At 69.2% G+C, this 19,618-nt stretch carries 8 protein-coding genes; 4 read left to right on the top strand and 4 right to left on the bottom strand.

What is annotated here, in order from left to right; translation table 11 throughout:
• The first annotated feature begins 455 nt into the window (after window positions 1-455).
• Genes fadD32 through A8G18_RS15075 form a run of 3 tightly spaced genes read left to right on the top strand, consistent with a single transcriptional unit; the run spans window position 456 to window position 8,880 of the window.
• Window positions 456-2,345 carry a long-chain-fatty-acid--AMP ligase FadD32 gene (fadD32, locus tag A8G18_RS15065; protein WP_064064502.1) on the top strand — a complete coding sequence of 630 codons (1,890 nt, stop codon included), beginning with the start codon at window positions 456-458 and terminating at the stop codon, window positions 2,343-2,345.
• 53 nt (window positions 2,346-2,398) lie between these two features.
• Entirely contained in the window at window positions 2,399-7,330 is a 4,932-nt protein-coding gene (pks13, locus tag A8G18_RS15070; RefSeq protein WP_115311520.1) for a polyketide synthase Pks13, read from the top strand.
• 8 nt (window positions 7,331-7,338) lie between these two features.
• Window positions 7,339-8,880 carry an acyl-CoA carboxylase subunit beta gene (locus A8G18_RS15075; protein WP_016931449.1) on the top strand — a complete coding sequence of 514 codons (1,542 nt, stop codon included), beginning with the start codon at window positions 7,339-7,341 and terminating at the stop codon, window positions 8,878-8,880.
• Between the two features lie 82 nt (window positions 8,881-8,962).
• Here A8G18_RS15075 and A8G18_RS15080 read toward each other — a convergent pair whose 3' ends face one another.
• The 3 genes from A8G18_RS15080 to A8G18_RS15090 are packed head-to-tail and all read right to left on the bottom strand — an operon-like array spanning window position 8,963 to window position 16,097.
• Complete coding sequence (locus A8G18_RS15080) at window positions 8,963-9,397, bottom strand: hypothetical protein (protein ID WP_064064504.1); 435 nt, start codon at window positions 9,395-9,397, stop codon at window positions 8,963-8,965.
• Between the two features lie 50 nt (window positions 9,398-9,447).
• Complete coding sequence (locus tag A8G18_RS15085; RefSeq protein ID WP_064064505.1) at window positions 9,448-12,756, bottom strand: arabinosyltransferase domain-containing protein; 3,309 nt, start codon at window positions 12,754-12,756, stop codon at window positions 9,448-9,450.
• Window positions 12,757-12,800: 44 nt separating this feature from the next.
• Window positions 12,801-16,097, bottom strand: a complete 3,297-nt coding sequence (locus A8G18_RS15090) for an arabinosyltransferase domain-containing protein (protein ID WP_064064506.1) — start codon at window positions 16,095-16,097, stop codon at window positions 12,801-12,803.
• A 153-nt stretch (window positions 16,098-16,250) separates the two neighbouring features.
• Between A8G18_RS15090 and A8G18_RS15095 the strand changes: the two genes are divergently transcribed.
• The gene (locus A8G18_RS15095; RefSeq protein ID WP_064064507.1) at window positions 16,251-19,028 is read left to right on the top strand and encodes an FAD-binding and (Fe-S)-binding domain-containing protein; all 2,778 of its coding nucleotides are present in this window, start codon (window positions 16,251-16,253) and stop codon (window positions 19,026-19,028) included.
• A 14-nt stretch (window positions 19,029-19,042) separates the two neighbouring features.
• Here A8G18_RS15095 and A8G18_RS23080 read toward each other — a convergent pair.
• Window positions 19,043-19,618, bottom strand: a 576-nt coding sequence (locus tag A8G18_RS23080; protein ID WP_245207888.1) for a hypothetical protein, incomplete at its 5' end; no start/stop codon positions are given.

The following is a 19,618-nucleotide window of genomic DNA, read 5'->3' on the forward strand; positions in this document are numbered from 1 at the left end:
GGGGGTGTACCGACGGCCCGCGACGGGGAATGATCCTTGTCACGAGCTCTCGTATCGGTCGGTCGTACGTATCCGGGCGTCGTTCCTGGGCAGATGAGGGCGACGGGCTGCACCGCCGGCCGGTACCGGCGCCGAAAACCCGCCGCACACAATCGGATCGTGCGCTCGTCTCGTTCGACGGGCGCGGAATGTGTGCGTGAAGACGACCATGTCGTATCTTTGGGTTTCCCGTAAGCACGGGGAATCGTTCCCTCCCGGCGACCGCACTTCGCGAGGGTGCGCGTGATGCCGATCTGTAACATATCCGTGATCTGGGGTCGATGGACACATTCGACGAGTGGACCGCCGGAAGCCGTGGGGGGCGGTGTGGGTACGACGATCCGCCGGCGCGGAGGAAAAGTTAGTGGCGCAACCATGTCGAGTGGTTGTGGGATCGCTTCGACAGGGAGAAGGAATTGAGCGTCGGGTTCGAAGAGTTCATCGATGAGAACGGGCGGATCAGGCTGCCGGAAGGGCAGACCCTGCTCGATCACCTCGAAGAGAACTTCGCTTCAAACGGTGACGACCTCGCCTACCGGTACATCGACTACTCGCGGGAACGCGACGGCGAGGTACACGAGCTGACCTGGGACCAGTTCGGCGTGCGCATCAAAGCCATCGCCGCGCGCCTGCAGCAGGTCACCGCTCCCGGCGACCGCGTCGCGATCCTCGCTCCGCAGGGGCTCGACTACGTCGTGTCCTTCTTCGCCGCGATCTACGCCGGCACCATCGCGGTGCCGCTCTTCGATCCCGACGAACCCGGCCACACCGATCGACTGCACGCCGTTCTGGGCGACTGCACACCCAGCGCGATCCTCACCGCCACCTCGTCCGCGGCCGGCGTGCGGCAGTTCTTCCGTCCGCTCCCCGCAGCGCAGCGTCCCCGCGTCATCGCCGTCGACGCCATTCCCGACGCGGTCGCCGAATCCTGGAACCGGCCGCCCATCGGCACCGACGACATCGCCTACCTGCAGTACACCTCCGGTTCGACCCGCGTTCCCGCCGGTGTCGAGATCACCCACCGGTCGGTGCTCACCAACGTCATCCAGATGGCCGACTCCATCGAGCTGAACGAGTCGTCGCGCGGCGTCACCTGGCTGCCGCTGTTCCACGACATGGGTCTGCTCACCGTGATCCTGCCCGCGGTCGGCGGCAAGTACATCACCATCATGAGTCCGCGTGCCTTCGTGGCCCGCCCGAGCCGCTGGATCCGCGAGCTCGCCGCCGTCTCCGACGGCGCCGGCACCTTCGCCGCCGCGCCGAACTTCGCATTCGAGCACGCCGCGGCCCGTGCGGTCCCCAAACCGGGTGAAGAACTCGACCTCAGCAATGTGATCGGCCTGATCAACGGCAGCGAGCCTGTCACCACCTCGTCGATGCGCAAGTTCAACGAGGCATTCGGCCCCTACGGCCTGCCCCGTACGGCGATCAAGCCGTCCTACGGCATGGCCGAGGCCACGCTGTTCGTCTCCTCCACCCGTCACAGCGACGAGGCGAAGGTCATCCACGTCGACCGCACCGCCCTCAACGCCGGCCGGATCGTGCGTGTCGAGCCCGACGCCGAGAACGCCATCCCGCAGGTCTCCTGCGGCTACGTCGCGCGCAGCCAGTGGGCCGCGATCGTCGACGCCGAGACCGGCACCGAGATGCCCGACGAGCAGGTCGGCGAGATCTGGCTGCACGGCGAGAACATGGGTATCGGTTACTGGGGCCGCAAGGAAGAAACCGACAACACCTTCCACAACCGCATCACCAAGCGCCTGCCCGAGGGCAGCCACGCCGAGGGCACCCCGGACGACGGCACCTGGCTGCGCACCGGCGACTACGGCGTCTACATCGACGGCGAGCTCTACATCACCGGTCGCGTCAAGGACCTCGTGATCGTCGACGGACGCAACCACTACCCGCAGGATCTGGAGTTCTCCGCGCAGGAGGCCAGCTCCGCGCTGCGCCCCGGCTTCGTGGCGGCCTTCGCGGTGCCGGCCAACCAGCTGCCGCGCGAGGTCTTCGACAACGACGCCTCCGGCCTGCAGTTCGACGCCGACGACTCGTCGGAGCAGCTCGTGATCGTCGCCGAGCGCGCTCCCGGTGCCGGCAAGGCCGATCCGCAGCCGATCGCCGACGCGGTGCGGGCAGCGATCTCGTCCCGGCACGGTGTCACCGCGCGCGACGTGCTGCTCGTGCCGGCCGGTTCCATCCCCCGTACGTCCAGCGGAAAGATCGCGCGGCGGGCGTGCAAGACCGCATATGTCGAGGGAACGCTGCGTGGTGGCTACCAGCAGCAGGCCTTCCCGGACAGCGTGTGAGAACGAATGTCCTCTTTCCCGGGTAGCGTGGTGGGTTGATGTCTGACACTGAAATGACGGTCGCGCAGCTGCGCGAATGGCTGCGCAACTGGATCGCCGACGCGACCGGCCAGCCGGTCTCCCAGATCTCGGACGATCGTCCGATGGAGGAGTTCGGTCTGTCCTCCCGGGACGCCGTCGCCATGGCGGGTGAGATCGAGGAACTCCTCGGTGTCACGCTGAACGCGACGATCGCCTACCAGCACCCCACGATCGCGTCCCTCGCGACGCGCATCATCGAGGGTGAGCCCGAGGCCCCCGCCGACGACGACTCCGCCCTGTACACGGTCGGTGCGGTGGCGGGTTCGAAGGACATCGCCATCGTCGGCCTGTCCACCCGTTTCCCGGGCAACGTCGACACCCCCGAACAGATGTGGGAGCTGCTGGCGTCCGGACGCGACGGCATCAGCGATCTGCCCGAAGGCCGCTGGTCGGAGTTCGAGAACGACCCGGCGGTGTGGGAGTCGATCCGCAACGCCAACACCAAGGGCGGCTACCTCGGCGACGTCAAGGGCTTCGACGCCGAGTTCTTCGCGATGTCGCCGCGCGAGGTCGAGATGGTCGACCCGCAGCAGCGGCTCGCGCTGGAACTCACCTGGGAGGCGCTCGAGCACGCACACATCCCGCCGAGCGAGCTCAAGGGCGGCTCGGTCGGTGTGTTCATCGGCAGCTCGGCGAGCGACTACATGCTCCTCGCGGTCGGCGACCCGTCCGCAGCGCATCCCTACGCGCTCACCGGCACCTCCACCGCGGTCATCGCCAACCGCGTGTCGTACTTCTACGACTTCCACGGCCCGTCGGTCACACTCGACACGGCGTGCTCGTCGTCGCTGGTCGCTGTGCACCAGGCCGTGCGGGCGCTGCGCAACGGTGAGGCCGATGTCGCCCTCGCCGGCGGCGTCAACATGCTGCTCGCCCCGGCCGGCACCCTCGGCTTCGACGAACTCGGCGTGATGGCCCCCGACGGCCGCATCAAGGCGTTCTCCGCCGACGCCGACGGCATGATCCGCGCCGAGGGCGGCGGTCTCGTCGTGCTCAAGCGTCTCGAGGACGCCGAGCGCGACGGCGACGACATTCTCGCCGTCATCGCCGGTTCGGCCGTCAACCAGGACGGCCGTTCCAACGGTCTGGCCGCCCCCAACCCCGAAGCTCAGGTCGACGTGCTCCGCCGCGCCTACCGCGACGCGCAGATCCTGCCGTCCGGTGTCGACTACATCGAGGCGCACGGCACCGGCACTGTGCTCGGCGACCCGATCGAGGCCGACGCGCTCGGCCGTGTCGTCGGCCGCAGCCGCGAGGACGACAAGCCGGTCCTGCTCGGCTCGGCCAAGACCAATTTCGGTCACCTCGAGTCCGCCGCCGGTGCGGCCGGTCTCATCAAGGTCGTTCTCGCGATGCAGAACGACCGGCTCCCGCCGACGCTCAACTACACGGCGCCCAACCCGTACATCCCGTTCGACAGCGCTCATCTGAAGGTCATCCCCGATGGCGCGACGTGGCCGCGTTACACCGGCCGGGCCGTCGCGGGTGTGTCCGGATTCGGTTTCGGTGGCACCAACGCCCATGTCGTGGTGCGCGAGTACACCGGCCCCGCTCATCTCGAAGCCTCCGAGGCCGAGGTCGAGGTGTTGCCCGAGGACATCCCGGCAGCCTTCGAGGAACAGACGGAGGAGAAGCCCGAGACTGCTCGGGAGCTGCCCGTGCTGCTCGCCGTCTCGGCCGCGATGCCGTCACGCCGCCGTCGTGCGGCCGCCGACCTCGCCGACTGGCTCGAGACGGAGAAGGGCAGCACGACGCCGCTCGTCGACGTCGCCCGCACGCTCGCGCGCCGCAACCACGGCCGGTCCCGCGCGATCGTCGTGGCGAGCAACCACGGCGAGGCCATCGCCGGTCTGCGTGCCGTCGCCGCCGGCAAGCCCGCACAGGGCGTGTTCACCGCCGACGCTCCCGCATCCAAGGGCGCGGTGTGGGTGCTGTCCGGTTTCGGTGCCCAGCACCGCAAGATGGCCAAGCAGCTGTACCTCGAGAACCCGGTCTTCGCCGCGGCCGTCGACGAAGTCGACGAGCTGATCTACGACGAGTCGGGCTACTCCATGAAGGAGAAGTTCCTCGACGACGGTCAGGACTACGACGTCGAGACCGCGCAGGTCGGCATCTTCACGATCCAGATCGGTCTCGCCGCGCTGCTGCGTCACCACGGCGCCGAGCCCGCCGCGGTCGTCGGTCACTCGATGGGTGAGGCCGCCGGCGCCTACATCTCGGGCGGACTGTCGCTCGAGGACGCCGTGCGCGTCATCTGCTCGCGCTCGCGTCTGATGGGTGAGGCCGAGTCCGGCCTGACCGGCGACGACATCCGTCTCATGGCCCTCGTCGAGTACAGCGCCGCCGAGATCACCGACGTGCTGCCCGACTTCCCGCAGCTCGAGGTCTGCGTCTACGCGGCGCCGACCCACACCGTCATCGGTGGCCCGCAGGAGCAGGTCAACGCGATCGTCGCGCGTGCCGAGGCAGAGGAGAAGTTCGCCCGGGTCCTGCAGACCAAGGGCGCGAGCCACACCTCGCAGGTCGATCCGATCCTCGGCGAGCTCGCGGCCGAACTCGCCGGCATCGAACCGCACCGCCTGAAGGTCGACCTGTACTCCTCGGTCGACCAGGAGACCCTCTACCGCGCAGGTCACGACGGTATCCACGACGTCGAGTACTGGACCAAGGGCATGCGCCACAGCGTGTACTTCACCCAGGCGATCCGGCAGGCCCTGTCCGACGGGCACACCACCTTCGTCGAGCTCAACGCGAACCCCGCGACGCTCATGTCGGTCGCGGCGACGGCCTTCGACGCCGGTGTACAGGACGGCCAGTTCATCCAGACGCTCAAGCGCAAGGAGGACGAGTCCCTCGGCGTCCTCGCCGCCCTCGCACAGCTGTACGTGCACGGGCAGGCGGTCGACCTGAAGACCCTGCTGCCGGAAGGCGATTACGCCGACCTGCCGCGCACCGCCTTCCTCCGCAAGCCGTACTGGGTCGACGCCCGCATCGGCACCTCCGGCAACGGCCGTGCGCCCGGCGCCCGGGTCGCTCTGCCCGACGGCCGCTACGTCTGGGAGGTGCAGGCCTCCGCCGTCACGGACACGGCCGAGCTGCTCGTCGCGGCGGCCTCGCAGGTGCTGTCCGATGTCACGCTCACCGCGTCCATCCCGCACACCGGCGTCCCCGCGACCGGCACCCTCACCACGACTCTCACCCGGCATCCGGGTGGCGCGTCGCTGCAGGTGCACGCGAACACCGGCGACGGTTTCACGCTCGTCCACGAGGGTGTCGTCACCTCCGGTGAGCCGCTGCCCGCACCCGTCGCGGCTGCTGCGAAGCCCGCCGCACAGGCCGAGGAGCTGCCCGAGGTCGTGGAGTCGTTCGGCGACAAGTGGGATCCGAACGGATCGCAGACCCTCGACGACCGCCTGACGCTGATCGTCGCCGAGTCCATGGGCTACGCGCCCGAGGACCTGCCGGCCGAGATCCCACTCATCGAACTGGGTCTCGACTCACTCATGGCCGTCCGCATCAAGAACCGCGTCGAGTACGAGTTCGACATCCCGCAGCTGCAGCTGTCGGCGGTCAAGGACGCGAGTCTGCGCGACGTCTCGAAGTACCTGCGGTACGCCGTCGAGAATCGCGAGGAGGTCGCGCAGCTCGCCGAGCAGCAGGCCGCCGAGAAGGCAGCCGAACGGGCAGCCACTGCAGAACGGGACGAGCTCCCGCAGGTCGAGGACACCACCGCGGTGGGCGAGGCCGAGCAGATCCTCGCCGAGGCCGAAGCGCAAGCCACGGCCGAGGCAACGGCAGCGACCGAACCCGAGCAGGAGTCGAGCGGAGTCGACGTGCCGCCGCGCGACGCCGCGGAACGGTTGACCTTCGCCTCCTGGGCGGTGATCACCGGCAAGTCGGCCAAGGGCATCTTCAACCCGCTGCCGAAGCTCGACCGCGCCGACGCCGAGCGGCTCGCCGCCCGGCTGACCGAGCGGTCCGAGGGCGAGATCACCGTCGACGACGTGCTCGCCGCGTCGACCGTCGAGCAGCTCGCCGAGACCGTGCGGCAGCACCTCGAATCCGCCGACCGCATCGACGGTCTGGTGCGCACGCTGCGGCCCCGCGCCGAGGGATCGGACGCCGTGCCGGTCTTCGTCTTCCACCCCGCGGGCGGATCGACCGTCGCGTACGAGCCGCTGCTGCGCCGCCTGCCGGCGCGCACCCCGGTGTTCGGTTTCGAGCGCACCGAGGGTCCGATCGACACCCGCGCCCAGGCGTACCTGCCGCTCGTCGAGGAGATCCAGGGCGACGGGCCGTATGTGCTGTGCGGCTGGTCGCTCGGTGGTGTCCTCGCCTACGCGGTGGCCCGTCTGCTGCGTGAGAAGGGCAAGGACGTGCGTCTCGTCGGTCTCATCGACACGGTCATGGCCGGTGAGAAGGTCGAGGACACGCCCGAGGAGATCCGCAAGCGCTGGCAGCGTTACTCGGCGTTCGCGAAGAAGACCTACGGGATCGACGCGCCGCTGCCCTACGACCTGCTGGCCGAGGCCGGCAGCGACGAGGAGCAGATCGGCATCCTGATGGGGCTGCTCGAGTTGAGCGGAGCGCAGATCCCCGGCGGCATCATCGAGCACCAGCGCACGTCGTGGCTCGACAACCGTGCCATCCAGACCGCGGATCTCGCGCCCTACGACGGCAAGGTCGTGCTGTACATGGCCGACAAGTACCACGACGACGCGATCGATCTCGAGCCGGCCTTCGGCACCCGGCAGCCCGACGGTGGGTGGGGCGAGGTCGTCGGAGATCTCGAGGTCGTACACGTCGGCGGCGATCACCTGCAGATCGTCGACGAGCCGTACATCTCGAAGGTGGGGGAAGACCTGACCCGCAAGCTGGCCGACATCGAGGCCTCGAGGAGCTGAACGAAGAAGTGAGCACCACGGCACAGAAGCTGGCCGAGCTGCGCGAGAAGCTGGAGGTGGCGAAGGAGCCTGCGGGCGAACTCGCCGTCGCCAAGCGCGCGAAGAAGGGCATCCCGAGCGCCCGCGAGCGCATCGACATGCTGCTCGACAGGGGCAGCTTCGTCGAGATCGGCGCGCTGATGAAGACGCCCGGCCGCGACGACGCCATGTACGGCGACGCCGTCGTCGTCGGGCACGGCACGGTCGACGGCCGTCCCGTCGCGGTGTTCTCCCACGACCAGACGGTCTTCGGTGGCAGCGTCGGTGAGATGTTCGGTCGCAAGGTCGCCGCGGTCCTCGACTTCGCGCTCAAGGTCGGCTGCCCGGTGGTCGGTATCAACGACTCCGGTGGTGCCCGCGTGCAGGACGCCGTCACCTCGCTCGCGTGGTACGGCGAGATCGGCAAGCGTCACGAGCCGTTGTCGGGTCTGTGCCCGCAGATCTCCGTGATCGTCGGCAACTGCGCCGGCGGTGCGGTCTACGCGCCGATCAACACCGACGTCGTGGTCGCCACCGAAGGCGCCCACATGTTCGTCACCGGGCCCGACGTCATCAAGGCCGTCACCGGCGAGGACGTCAGCCTCGAGGAACTCGGCGGCGCCCGCAAGCAGGCCGAGTACGGCAACGTGCACCACGTCGCACCCGACGAGAAGGCCGCCTTCGAGTGGGTGCGGCAGTACCTGAGCTACATGCCGTCCAATGCGCAGGAGAAGCCGCCGGTCGTCAATCCCGGTCTCGAACCGGAGATCACCCCCGACGACCTCGAACTCGACACGTTCATGCCCGATGCCGACAACTCCGGCTACGACATGCACGACATCCTGCTGAAGATCTTCGACGACGGCGACTTCCTCGAGGTCCGCGCGCAGACCGCGCCGAACATCATCACCGGCTACGCCCGCGTCGACGGCCGGGCGGTGGGCGTGGTGGCGAACCAGCCGCTGTACCTGTCGGGTGCGCTCGATGCGGCCGCCGCCGACAAGGCGGCGCACTTCGTGCGCGTGTGCGACGCCTACGACATCCCGCTCGTGTTCGTCGTCGACACCCCGGGCTTCCTGCCCGGTGTCGAGCAGGAGAAGATCGGCGTCATCAAGCGGGGCGGCCGGTTCCTGTTCTCGTACGTCGAGGCGTCGGTCCCGAAGGTGACGGTCGTGGTCCGCAAGGCCTACGGCGGCGGTTACGCGGTGATGGGATCGAAGCAGCTCGGCGCCGACATCAACTTCGCGTGGCCCACCGCGCGTATCGCCGTGATGGGTGCCGAATCGGCTGTCGCGGTGATCGGGCGCCGGCAGATCGAGGCCGCGGGCGAGAACGCTCCGGCGGTCCGCCAGCAGCTCATCAACTTCTACAACGAGCATGTCGCGACGCCGTACATCGCGGCCGAGCGCGGATATGTCGACGCGGTGATCGAGCCGTCGACCACCCGTCTCGAAATCCGCAAGGCGCTGAACCTTCTTCGCGACAAGGAAGTGTTCAAGAACCCGCGGAAGCATCACCTGCTGCCGCTGTAGAGCCGTTGCCGACGGGGCCTGTGCACCAGTGCGTGCACAGGCCCCGTCGTGTGCATCCGACGCCGCCCTACCGGGCCGAGGGTCAGGGAACGGTCCAGGAACCCCGGCCCGGCAGGAAGGTGATGTCGGTGGTCGTCACGACCGCCTCGATACGTCCGGAGCCGGTCTCGAACCAGGGGTATTCCCACCCTGCGGAGGGGATGGGCGGGTAGATCGGCAGGGTGACGGTGCCACGCTGTCCGGTGGTGACGTTCGTCCAGTTCACGAGGCACGGGCACCGGAAGCTGCTGCCGAATCGCGAGAAGCCGGGACGCTCGGGGTCCACACCGACGGTCACGCCTTCGTTGACGAGGAGACCTCCCCACCCTGCGGAACCGGTGCCACCGACCGCGCCGATCACCGGGCTCAGGGTCGTAGCCGCCACAGGCTCCGCGGACGCTGCGGGAGCGGTGACCACACCGAGCGCGAGCGCCGCGCCCAGGGCTGCCGTGAATGCGATCTTTCTCGAGGTCGTCATGCCCTGTGTGTCGCCCGTCGGCGTCACTTCCGTTACTCGCGCCTCATCCGTCACTCGTAGACGCGCATCGGCGCGGGTTTCCACAACCCGGACCTCGTCACCTCGGTGGTGGTCAGTTCTGCCGGCTGCGCGTTGGGGTAGAAGCGCACGTACCGCTCCACCGAACCCCAGTCGCGGCCCCAGTCGTTCTCCAGGTAGGTGGGAACCTGCTCGGGTCGCGCCAGGACCTCCGCGAAGCCGAGCGGGCCACCGTTGTCGGCGGACTGCCAGGTGTCGGTCGACGACACCGCGAGCGGACGGTCGGGAAGGATCCGGTAGTTCGGCATCTCGGCGACGCCCGCCCAGTGGTCGAACGGCCGCTGGCACGGGAACTGCAGGCCCACGGCCCAGTCCAGCAGGAGCGGCTGTTCGGAACCGAGCTGGGTATCGAGTCGCTCGAGCGTCGGGACGCGCGGCGGCGTGAACGCCAGCCACTGGTCGCCGGTGAGGTTGGGGTCGTTGGCGACGATACGGACGGCGTCGACGTCGTCGGGCAGGTCGGCGAGGGGTACACGCAGGTTCCGCCACGACGGCGCAGGACCGATGTCGCGCGGCAGGTAGGTGCCCTTCGCCTCGACACTGCCGTCGGCCTGGCGGGTGCCGTACTCGACCAGCAGCGACTGGCCGTAGGTCAGTGCCCCGGTGTCGTCGTACGACCAGATGCGCCCGGCCGCGGAGATCACGATCAGCGGGGTCTCGTCGGTGATGTCCGGCAGTGCGTACCAGCTCGAGGTGAGCGAGGCGGGTTCCTGCACACCGTCCTGGTAGCTGCCGAGCACCGGGGTGACGGCCGGATCGAGTCCGAAGGGCAGACGTACGGTGCTGCCGTTGACGGTCTGCTCACCCGAGCCGCCCGTGGTGCCGCCGCCCGCGCCGGTCTCGAAGGTCGGGCCGACGCTCTGGTTGTCGGTATTGCCCTGACCGGGCTTCACCTCGACGTAATCGGCGGTCAGGTCGGACGGCACGCCGTCGGGAGTGAAGCCGCGCGGCGCAGCACCGGCGAGCGGATCACCGTTCGCCGGGGGATCGGTGGGGTCGATGATCGGTTCGAGGCGCCCCTCGTCGGGGTCCGCCTCGACGAGCACGTCGTTCGCGAGACCGCAGGTCTGACCGGCGACCGCACCGATGTTCGAGCGGGCGAGCGAGTACGCCGGGTACTGCGACACCGCGCCCTTGAGCAGCGACAACACCTCGAACAGCACCATCGCCGCGGCGACGACCGTGAGCGGCGCGGCCGCGAGGGCGCGGATCCGCCGGCCCTTCCTCGTCTCGGGCGACTCCGGCGGCGGTGCGTAGCCCTCGCGGAGGTACTGCCACGCGACGAGCACGAGGGCGAGACCGAACAGGATCAAGAACAGCGAACTGGACTGGTAGCCGCTCAGCGAGACGGTCTTGTCGAACCACGGCACGCCGTAGCTCGAGACGTACCACCAGCCGTTGATACCCGCGAACGACACCGCCAGGACGAACAGCAGTCCGGCGAGGAAGATCGTGCGGTTGCGCCGCGACCGCAACGCGCTCGCGGAGACCACCACGGCGGTGACCGTCGCGAGCGACCCGGCGATGCCTGCGTACGCCCCGAAGTGGTGGGTCCACTTCGTGGGGTTGAACATCATGAAGAAGATCGTGCCGAAGACGATGCCGAGCAGACGCCAGGTCGGGCTCACGGCGACCCCGGGGATGCGGCGGCGGCGCAGCAGCACGAACAGCGTGGTGAACAGGCACAGCAGCATGACGAGGAACGCGAAGCGGCGCGGCAGCGAACCGTCGACGGTCTGAACCATCAGGTAGTAGTAGCGGAGGAAGTCGTTCCACCACTCCTCGTTGGGGCCGATGATGGTGCGCACGCGGGTCGCCTCGAGGACCGCGGCGAGCGTCTGATCCGAGAACACCACGACCAGCACGAGCATCCCGGCGGCACCGATCGGGGCGAGCAGCGGCAGGGTGCCGACCTCCCGGTGGCGGCGCACGATGATCCGCGTCATCGGCCGGATGCCGGCGATGAGCGCGGCGATACACATGAGGCCGGTCGGAGCCGCGGCGAGGGTGAAGGCGCCGATGAACACCGCCGTCGCGGCGGGCAGCAGACGACCGGTCGCGATGGCGCGTTCGATCGAGCACCAGGTGAGCAGCGCACCGAGCGCGACGATCGGCTCGGGCCGCAGACCGTTGTTGTACGGCAGCCAGAAGGCGAGGAAGACCAGCCCGCCGGTCCACAATGCGATGCGATTGTGCCGCACGGCCCGGCCGAGACGGGGCACCACCTCACGGCTGATGACCATCCAGCACAGGATTCCGGCGATCAGCGCCGGGATGCGCATCCACGGGCTGGCCGTGGAGATCTTCGCGAAGGCCGCCAGCACGTCGTAGTACCAGCCGAAGGGAGCTTCGGGGACACCGAACCAGCGGAAGTAGTTGGCCATGTAGCCGGAGTTCTCCGCCGCCCTGGCCATGGTCAGCAGGTAACCGTCGTCCGAGGTGTTCGCACCGAAGAAGTGCCAGCCGACGAGCGTGACGACGACGACGACGTCGACGCCGGTGAACTTCCACCACCGGGACGGCAGGAACCGGCGGTGCCCCCGACCGTCCGTGCCGTCGAGCTTGGCCAGCGCGCCGAGCGCGAGCGCCGTCGACAGCACAGCAAGGATCATCGCGAGGGACTTCACCAGAGTCGGCGACGACGTGAACCGGGAGTCGACGTCCACAGTGACGTCGAGGCCGGGAACGGCGGTCGGCAGGTCGCTGAACACACCGACGACGAGCGGTCGCAGGTCGCCGGTGAGCTCGCCGGCCCGCGGGTTGCCGTTCTCGTCCGAGAGGCCGACGAACTCCGCGGTGGTGCGTTCGGAGTCGGAGAAGATCCGCAGTTCGCTGCACGCACCCGACTCGACGTCGGCGCGCGGTGCGGTCGCGACCACCACGTTGCGGTCGAGGACATCGACGTTCTCGTCGCCGACCCGTACGAACATGGCGTTGAGCGCGGCGTCCTGTCCGCTGGTGGGGGCGGTCGCGAGCAGCATGCCGCCGTCGGCGGGCATCCCCGCGATGGCGGTGCACGGCACGGTGGCGCGGAACTGCAGGGGGACCTGCGACATCAACGGCAGCTCGACGTCGGTCGCCGCCGCGTCCTGCGGCCACGACATCGTCGCCTCGGTCACGCGGACCGGAAGGAACGGTGTGGCCAGTGCCGAGATCATGCCGAGCAGCCCGGCGACGACGGCGACGAGCCGCGCGGTCCGGTACCGAGTGCGAAGGTCCTCGCCCATCGACCGTGGGGCGGTCGGAGTGGGCGCGGGTGAGGTCGTCACGTCGTCGGGCACGGGAGTCGATGGTATCCGGCGACGTGGTGTGACGGCACTCGCCCTTACTCCAACAGGACCGGAACCCCGTCACGGATGCGGCCGGGTGACCACAGGCCGGAGCGGGTCGTCACGTCGGTGGCGACCTCGGCAGGGGAGGCCTCCGGATCGATCGGGAGGTACCGCTCGAGCGATCCCCAGTCGCGATCCCAGTCGTGATTCAGATAGGTGGGCACCGTCTCGGCGTTCAGCAGCAAGGGGATCCAGCCGAGCGGGCCACCGCCGATGTCGTCCTGCCAGCCGTTCGTCGCGTCGGCCCCGACGCGGTCGGGCAGGATGCGGTACTCGGGGACCTCGGCGACACCGTTGCGGTGGCCGAACGGACGCTGGCACGGGAAGGCGAGGCCCACCGACCAGTCGATCAGCACCGGAGCGTCGGATCCGACGACCTCCTGGAGGGTCTCCATGCGCGGCATCCGCGGCGGGGTGACCGCGACCCACTGATCGGAGGAGAGGTCACCGTCGTTCACGACGATCCGGACGGCGTCGGCGTCGGCGGGGATCGCGTCGCTCGGCACGCGCAGGTTGCGCCACGAGGGCGACGGGCCGATATCGATCGGTGCGAGCGTGGCCAGCGGCGTCACGTCGTCCCCGGACGACGATCCGAATTCCAGCACCACGTCCTGACCGGGGGTGATGACGCCGTCGGGGTCGACATAGCGCACGCGTCCCGCGGCGGTCACGACCAGCAGCGGTGTCTCAGCGGTGCGCTCGGGCAGCGCGTACCAGCCGGACTCGAGTTCGGCCGACTGCTGCACCCCGGTGCGGTAGCTGCCGAGGACCGGGGTGGTCTGCGGGTCGAGTCCGAACGGCAGCTTCACGGTGCTGCCGTTGATGCCTTCGTCGCTGGTGCGTCCACCCTCGGTGCCGGCGCTCGTGGAGGTGGTGGTGCCGCCCTCCTCGCTGTCGACGGTGTTGGCGCCACCGGTCGTGGTGGTCTCCGCGTCGGCCGTGAGGTCGAGCGCCACTCCGTTCGGGGTGAAACCGACGGCGGTACCGGCACCCAGGGCCTTGCCCGGATCCCCGTCGAGGGGCTGAAGCATGGTCGCGTTCGGGTCGGTCTCCACGAGCACTTCGTCGGCGAGGGCGCAGTGGTTGCCGGTGAGCGCCGCCGCGTTCGACTTGGCGATCGAATAGGCCGGGTACTGCGAGACCGCGCCCTTGAGCAGGGACAACACCTCGAACACCACCACCGCCGCCGCGACCAGCGTGAGCGGCGCCGACGCCAGGGCCCGCACCCTGCCGTTGCGGTCGGGGCGTGGCGTAGTGAACGGCTCGCGCAGGTGGAACCACGCGGCGAGGAGCAGTGTGAGCACCGTCAGTGCGAGCAGTGCCGTGGAGAAGGCGTGGCCGGAGATCGACGGCGGCTTGTCCCACCACGGGATGCCGTAGCTCGAGACATACCACCAGCCGTTCGAGCCGGTGAACGCCATGGCCAGGACGAACAGCACCCCGGCGGTGAACAGCGCCCGGTTGCGCGCCGAGCGGATACCGACCGCTCCCACCCCGATCGCGGCGAGCGCCGCCACCGACGCGGCCAGGCCCGCGTACACACCGAAATGGTGCGTCCACTTCGTGGGCGTGAGCATCATGAGCAGCAGCGACGCGAAGACGATGCCGAGGATGCGCCGCGAGGGTCCGATCGCGGTGCCCGGGATGCGGCCCTTGCGCAGGATCAGCATGACGCACACGACCAGGCACAACAGCATCACGAACACACCGAACCGGCGGGCCAGCGAACCGTCGGGGGAGACGGTGAGCAGTGCGTCCCAGCGCAGCCGCTCGTCGAACCACGGCACGTTCGGGCCCACGGCCGAGCGCACACGGGTCGCCTCGAGGACCGACGCGAGCGTCTGGTCGGCGAAGACCGCGATGAGCACGACGGTGCCCGACGCGAGGATCGGTGCGAGGGGCGCGACGACACCGACGAGATGCCGGCGCGCGACCAGCACCTTCACCAGGGGGCGCAGCCCGGCGAGGAGCGCGGCCACCGCGATCAGGCCGGTCGGGCCGGCGGCGAGCGAGAAGGCCGCGACGAGCACCGCGATCGCGGCGGGCAACATGCGTCCGGTCGCGATGGCGCGTTCGACGGAGCACCAGGTCAGCAGCGCACCGACCGCGATGATCGGCTCCGGGCGCAGGCCGTTGTTGTAGGGGAGCCAGAAGGCGAGGAAAACCAGTCCGGCCGTCCACAGCGACACCCGGCTGTGCCGGACGGCGACACCGAGCCGGGGGATGACCTCGCGGCCGATCACCATCCAGCACAGAATCGCCGCGACCAGCGTGGGCAGACGCATCCACACACTCGAAGTCGAGACCTGCGCGAACACGACGAGCACGTCGTAGAACCATCCGAACGGCGCCTCGGGCACACCGAACCAGCGGAAGTAGTTGGCCATGTACCCGGCCTCACCGGACACCCGCGCCATGTTGAGGATGTAGCCGTCGTCCGAAGTGTTCGCGCCGACGATATGCCAGAGCAGCAGGGTGCCCACGACCACGACGTCCACGGAGGTGAACCGCCACCAGCGGGCCGGCAGGAACCGGCGTGCGCGGCGCCCGTCGATCCCGTCGAGTCGATGCAGGGCGACGAGCGAGACCAGCGTCGCGAGCGCGCACACGATCATCGCGAGAAGCTTGAGGACCGTGGGGGTCGAGGTGAACCGCGAGTCGAGCTCGGCGCGCACCGACAGTCGTTCGGCGGAGTCGCCGCCGTCGGGTTGGAAGGCCTCCGCAGGGCCGGTGAGCTCGCTGAAGACCCCCACTACCTGGGGACGCTCGTCACCTTCCAGTTCGACCGTGACCGGCGGATCCGCACCCACGATCTCGGCGGCGGTGCGTTCGGAGTTGGATGCGACGGTCACCGCCGTGCACGGCGCGTCGAGCGGCGCCGAGACGAGCACGGAGTTGCGCAGGACGGCCTCGATGGTGCCGGGGGCGCCGCCCTCACCGGGAACCGCCCGGATCACGAGGCCCTCGGCGGTGGCGTCGGGGGAGCCGGACGGAATGGTCGAGACGAGGGTCCCGCCGTCGGTGCCGAGCTGCGACGCCGCCGCGCACGGCACGCTCACCCGCAGTGTGAGCGGGGTGTAGGTGACGAGTGGCGCCTCGACGCTGTCGACGGTGCCGTTCTGCGGCCACTGCAGCTCACTGATCTCCTGCCGTACCGGCAGGAAGGGCAGGCTCAGCGCCAGCACGAACCCGAGCAACCCCGACACGATCGCGACGATCCGCGCGGTGCGGACGCGCGATGCCGGATCGGACGAATCGGTTTTCCCGGGCGAAGTGGTATCGGCTGGCACAAGCGTCGATGCTAGGCGAGTCGAGTCACGGGGCCGGCGCGTGCCACTGCGCGAGCGCCGCGGTGGCAGGGCCGCCGCACTCCTGCCGGCGCACTTCCGCGGTTCTGCCCGACCACCTCCGGCACGGCGTTTCCGCCACTAGCATCGCTGTCTATGAAGACCTCCACCCCGATCGGGCGCGCTCTGCGCGCGGCGGGCATCGGGGAGGTCTGCGACGACTCGACCACGCGCGCGCTGTACTCGTCCGACGCCTCCCTGTACCGCGTTCCACCGCAGGCGGTGGTGCGCGCCCGATCGATCGACGACGTCGCCGCGACGCTCGACGTGTGCCGGCGCGAGGGTGTTCCCCTCACCTCCCGCGGCACCGGCACCTCGCTCGCGGGCAACGCTGTCGGGCCCGGCGTCGTCCTCGACTTCTCGCGTCATCTGAACCGCGTTCTCTCCGTCGACCCCGAGACCCGGACCGCGCGGGTACAGCCGGGTGTCGTGCAGGCCGAACTACAGCGGGCCGCGGCACCGCACGGTCTGCGCTTCGGTCCCGATCCGTCCACCCACAACCGGTGCACGATCGGCGGGATGATCGGCAACAACGCGTGCGGGGCGCGTGCGCTCGGCTACGGCCGCACATCCGACAACGTCGTCGCCCTCGAAGTACTCACCGGCACCGGGCACCCGCTGTCGCTGCCCGGCGAGGATCCGGTGCTGGAACCGTTGCGGGAGATCGTCGCCCGCGACCTTGCGACCATCCGCACCGAATTCGGCCGCTTCGGCCGGCAGGTGTCGGGTTATGCACTCGAGCATCTGCTGCCGGAGAACGATTTCGACGTCCGGAAGCTGTTCGTCGGTAGCGAGGGCACGCTCGGGATCACGACCGAGGCGACGGTGCAGCTGGTCGTCGATCCCGCCTTCCGCACGATGGTCGTGCTCGGCTATCCCGACATCGTCGCCGCCGGGAACGCCGCGCACGGACTACTGGGTTTCCTGCCCACAGCATGTGAAGGGCTCGACTCGCGGATCGTCGACATCGTCCGCGCCCGGCGCGGACCGGCCGCGGTACCGCCCCTTCCCTCCGGCGCAGCGTGGCTGTTCGTCGAACTGGCAGGTGACGACGCCGACGAGGTCCGCGACCGGGCATGTGCGCTCGCTCAGGCCGCCGCCGCGACCGACCTGCTGCACGTCGAGGACCAGGCGCGTGCCGCTGCGTTGTGGCGTATCCGGGAGGACGGGTCCGGCCTGTCGGCGAGAAGCCCGAAGGGATTGCCCGCGCACGCGGGCTGGGAGGACGCCGCCGTCCCCGCCCACCGCGTCGGCGACTATCTCCGCGATTTCGAGGAACTGCTCGCCGGATACGACGTCACCGGCTACCCCTACGGGCACTTCGCCGACGGCTGCATCCACATCCGCCTCGACATCCCCCTCGAGGTTCCGGGTCTGTTCCGCGAATTCCTCTTCGAGGCAGCCGAACTCGTCGCCGAATACGGCGGGTCGATGTCGGGGGAGCACGGCGACGGGCGTGCCCGGAGCGAACTGCTGCCCGTGATGTACTCACCCGACGCGCTCGCACTGTTCGGGGCCGTGAAGTCGGTCTTCGATCCGGAGAACGTCCTCAACCCCGGCGTGCTCGTCGACCCGCGGCCCGTCGACGCCGACCTGCGCGTCCCGGCAGCCCGGAAGATCCGGGAGGGCCTGGCCTTCCGCTATCTCGAGGACGGCGGCGACTTCACGCAGGCCGTGCACCGGTGTACCGGGGTCGGCAAGTGCCGCGCCGACAACACCGGCACCGGCGGGGTGATGTGCCCGTCCTTCCTCGCGACCCGTGAGGAGAAGGACTCCACCCGAGGACGTGCCCGGGTGCTGCAGGAGATGCTCAACGGTCACCTCGTCGCCGAGTCGTGGCAGTCGCCGGAAGTGCACGAGGCGCTCGATCTGTGCTTGTCGTGCAAGGGATGTCTGTCGGACTGTCCGACCGGGGTCGACATGGCGACCCTCAAATCCGAAGTCCTGCACCAGACCTACCGGGGACGGAGGCGGCCCGCCAGTCACTACGGTCTCGGCAGGCTGCCGCAGTGGGCGGCGATCGCCTCCCGTGCACCACGCGCCGTCAACGCCCTTGCCCGCGCTCCGGGGGTCGCCCCGCTCGGGTTGACCGTCGCCGGTCTCGACCGCCGCCGCCGTGTACCGAGGTTCGCGCCCCGCACCTTCCGGAAGTGGTTCGCCGACACCCTCTCGCAACGATCCCGCACGGGCGACCCGGTGCTGCTGTTCGTCGACACTTTCACCGAGTACTTCACCCCGGAGATCGGGGTTGCCGCCGTGCGCGTGCTCGAAGCCGCCGGACGCAGCGTGCACCTCACCGACGAACCCCGCTGCTGCGGCCTGACGTGGATCACCACCGGCCAGCTCGACCAGGCCCGGAAGATCCTGGGCCGCACCGTCGCCGAACTCTTCCGCAGCGGCATGCCGATCGTCGGTCTCGAACCGTCGTGTACCGCCGTCCTGCGTTCCGACGCGGTCGAACTGCTCGGGTCCGCACCTGCTCGCCTCGTGGCCGACAGCACCACGACCCTCGCCGAACTCCTCGCCGACTGGGAACCGCCGTCGCTGGACGGCACACGGATCGTCGCACAACCCCACTGCCACCACCACGCCGTCATGGGCTGGGGCGCCGACGCCGCCCTGTTGCGACGCGCGGGTGCCGACGTGCAGCGCCTCGCCGGCTGCTGCGGCCTGGCCGGGAATTTCGGAGTCGAACGCGGGCACTACGACGTGTCGGTGGCGGTCGCGCGAACCCAACTGCTGCCGGCCGTCGAGGCGGCATCCGACGACGCGGTGATCCTCGCCGACGGCTACTCGTGCCGTACCCAGCTGAGCGACCTCACGACGCGGCGCGGCACGCATCTGGCGGAGTTGCTGGCCTCACGACTGCCGTAGGCCCGGAGACGTCCTCACCCTCTACGCCGCCGTCCTCTGGTGCGTTCGCTTCGGGTGGGGCGCGGCCCGAGTTCGTAGGGGATCTTCAGGATGTGGCGGGTCTTGGCATCGATGTCGCAGTTGCCGAAGGCGACGGAGTGAAGGATACCGTTGTAGACCAGATCCCACAGGTCAGGGTTGCGCTGAATCTCGCTGATCTTGAACGAGTGGATTTTGTTGCCGTGGGCGTCTTTCAGTCGCAGGACACGACTGGGCCCATCAGCGGAGAAGCGGATGCGAGTGAGATGGTAGGTATCGACCCAGCTGTCGTGCCATTGGACCCAGGTGGCACCGGCTGCAGTCCAGTGGTTTCCCTTGCCGAAGAACAACAATAGTGAACTTCCAGGGATGATGACCCACATGATCCACCAGTGGATCCAGCGAAAGTCTCCATTGATGACGGTGAGGTACACGACCAAGATTGCCGCTATGAGGAATGCGCCGATGTATCGGTCGCGCACGGTGGGCTGGAGCCATTCGAGAACGGGGCCGAGATGCTCCGGTGCATCTGGTGGGTTCCGTGGGTTGCGGTCGAGCGGTGTGTATTCCGT

It is taken from the genome of Rhodococcus gordoniae (assembly GCF_001646655.1).
GTDB classification, from domain to species: Bacteria; Actinomycetota; Actinomycetes; order Mycobacteriales; family Mycobacteriaceae; genus Rhodococcus; species Rhodococcus gordoniae.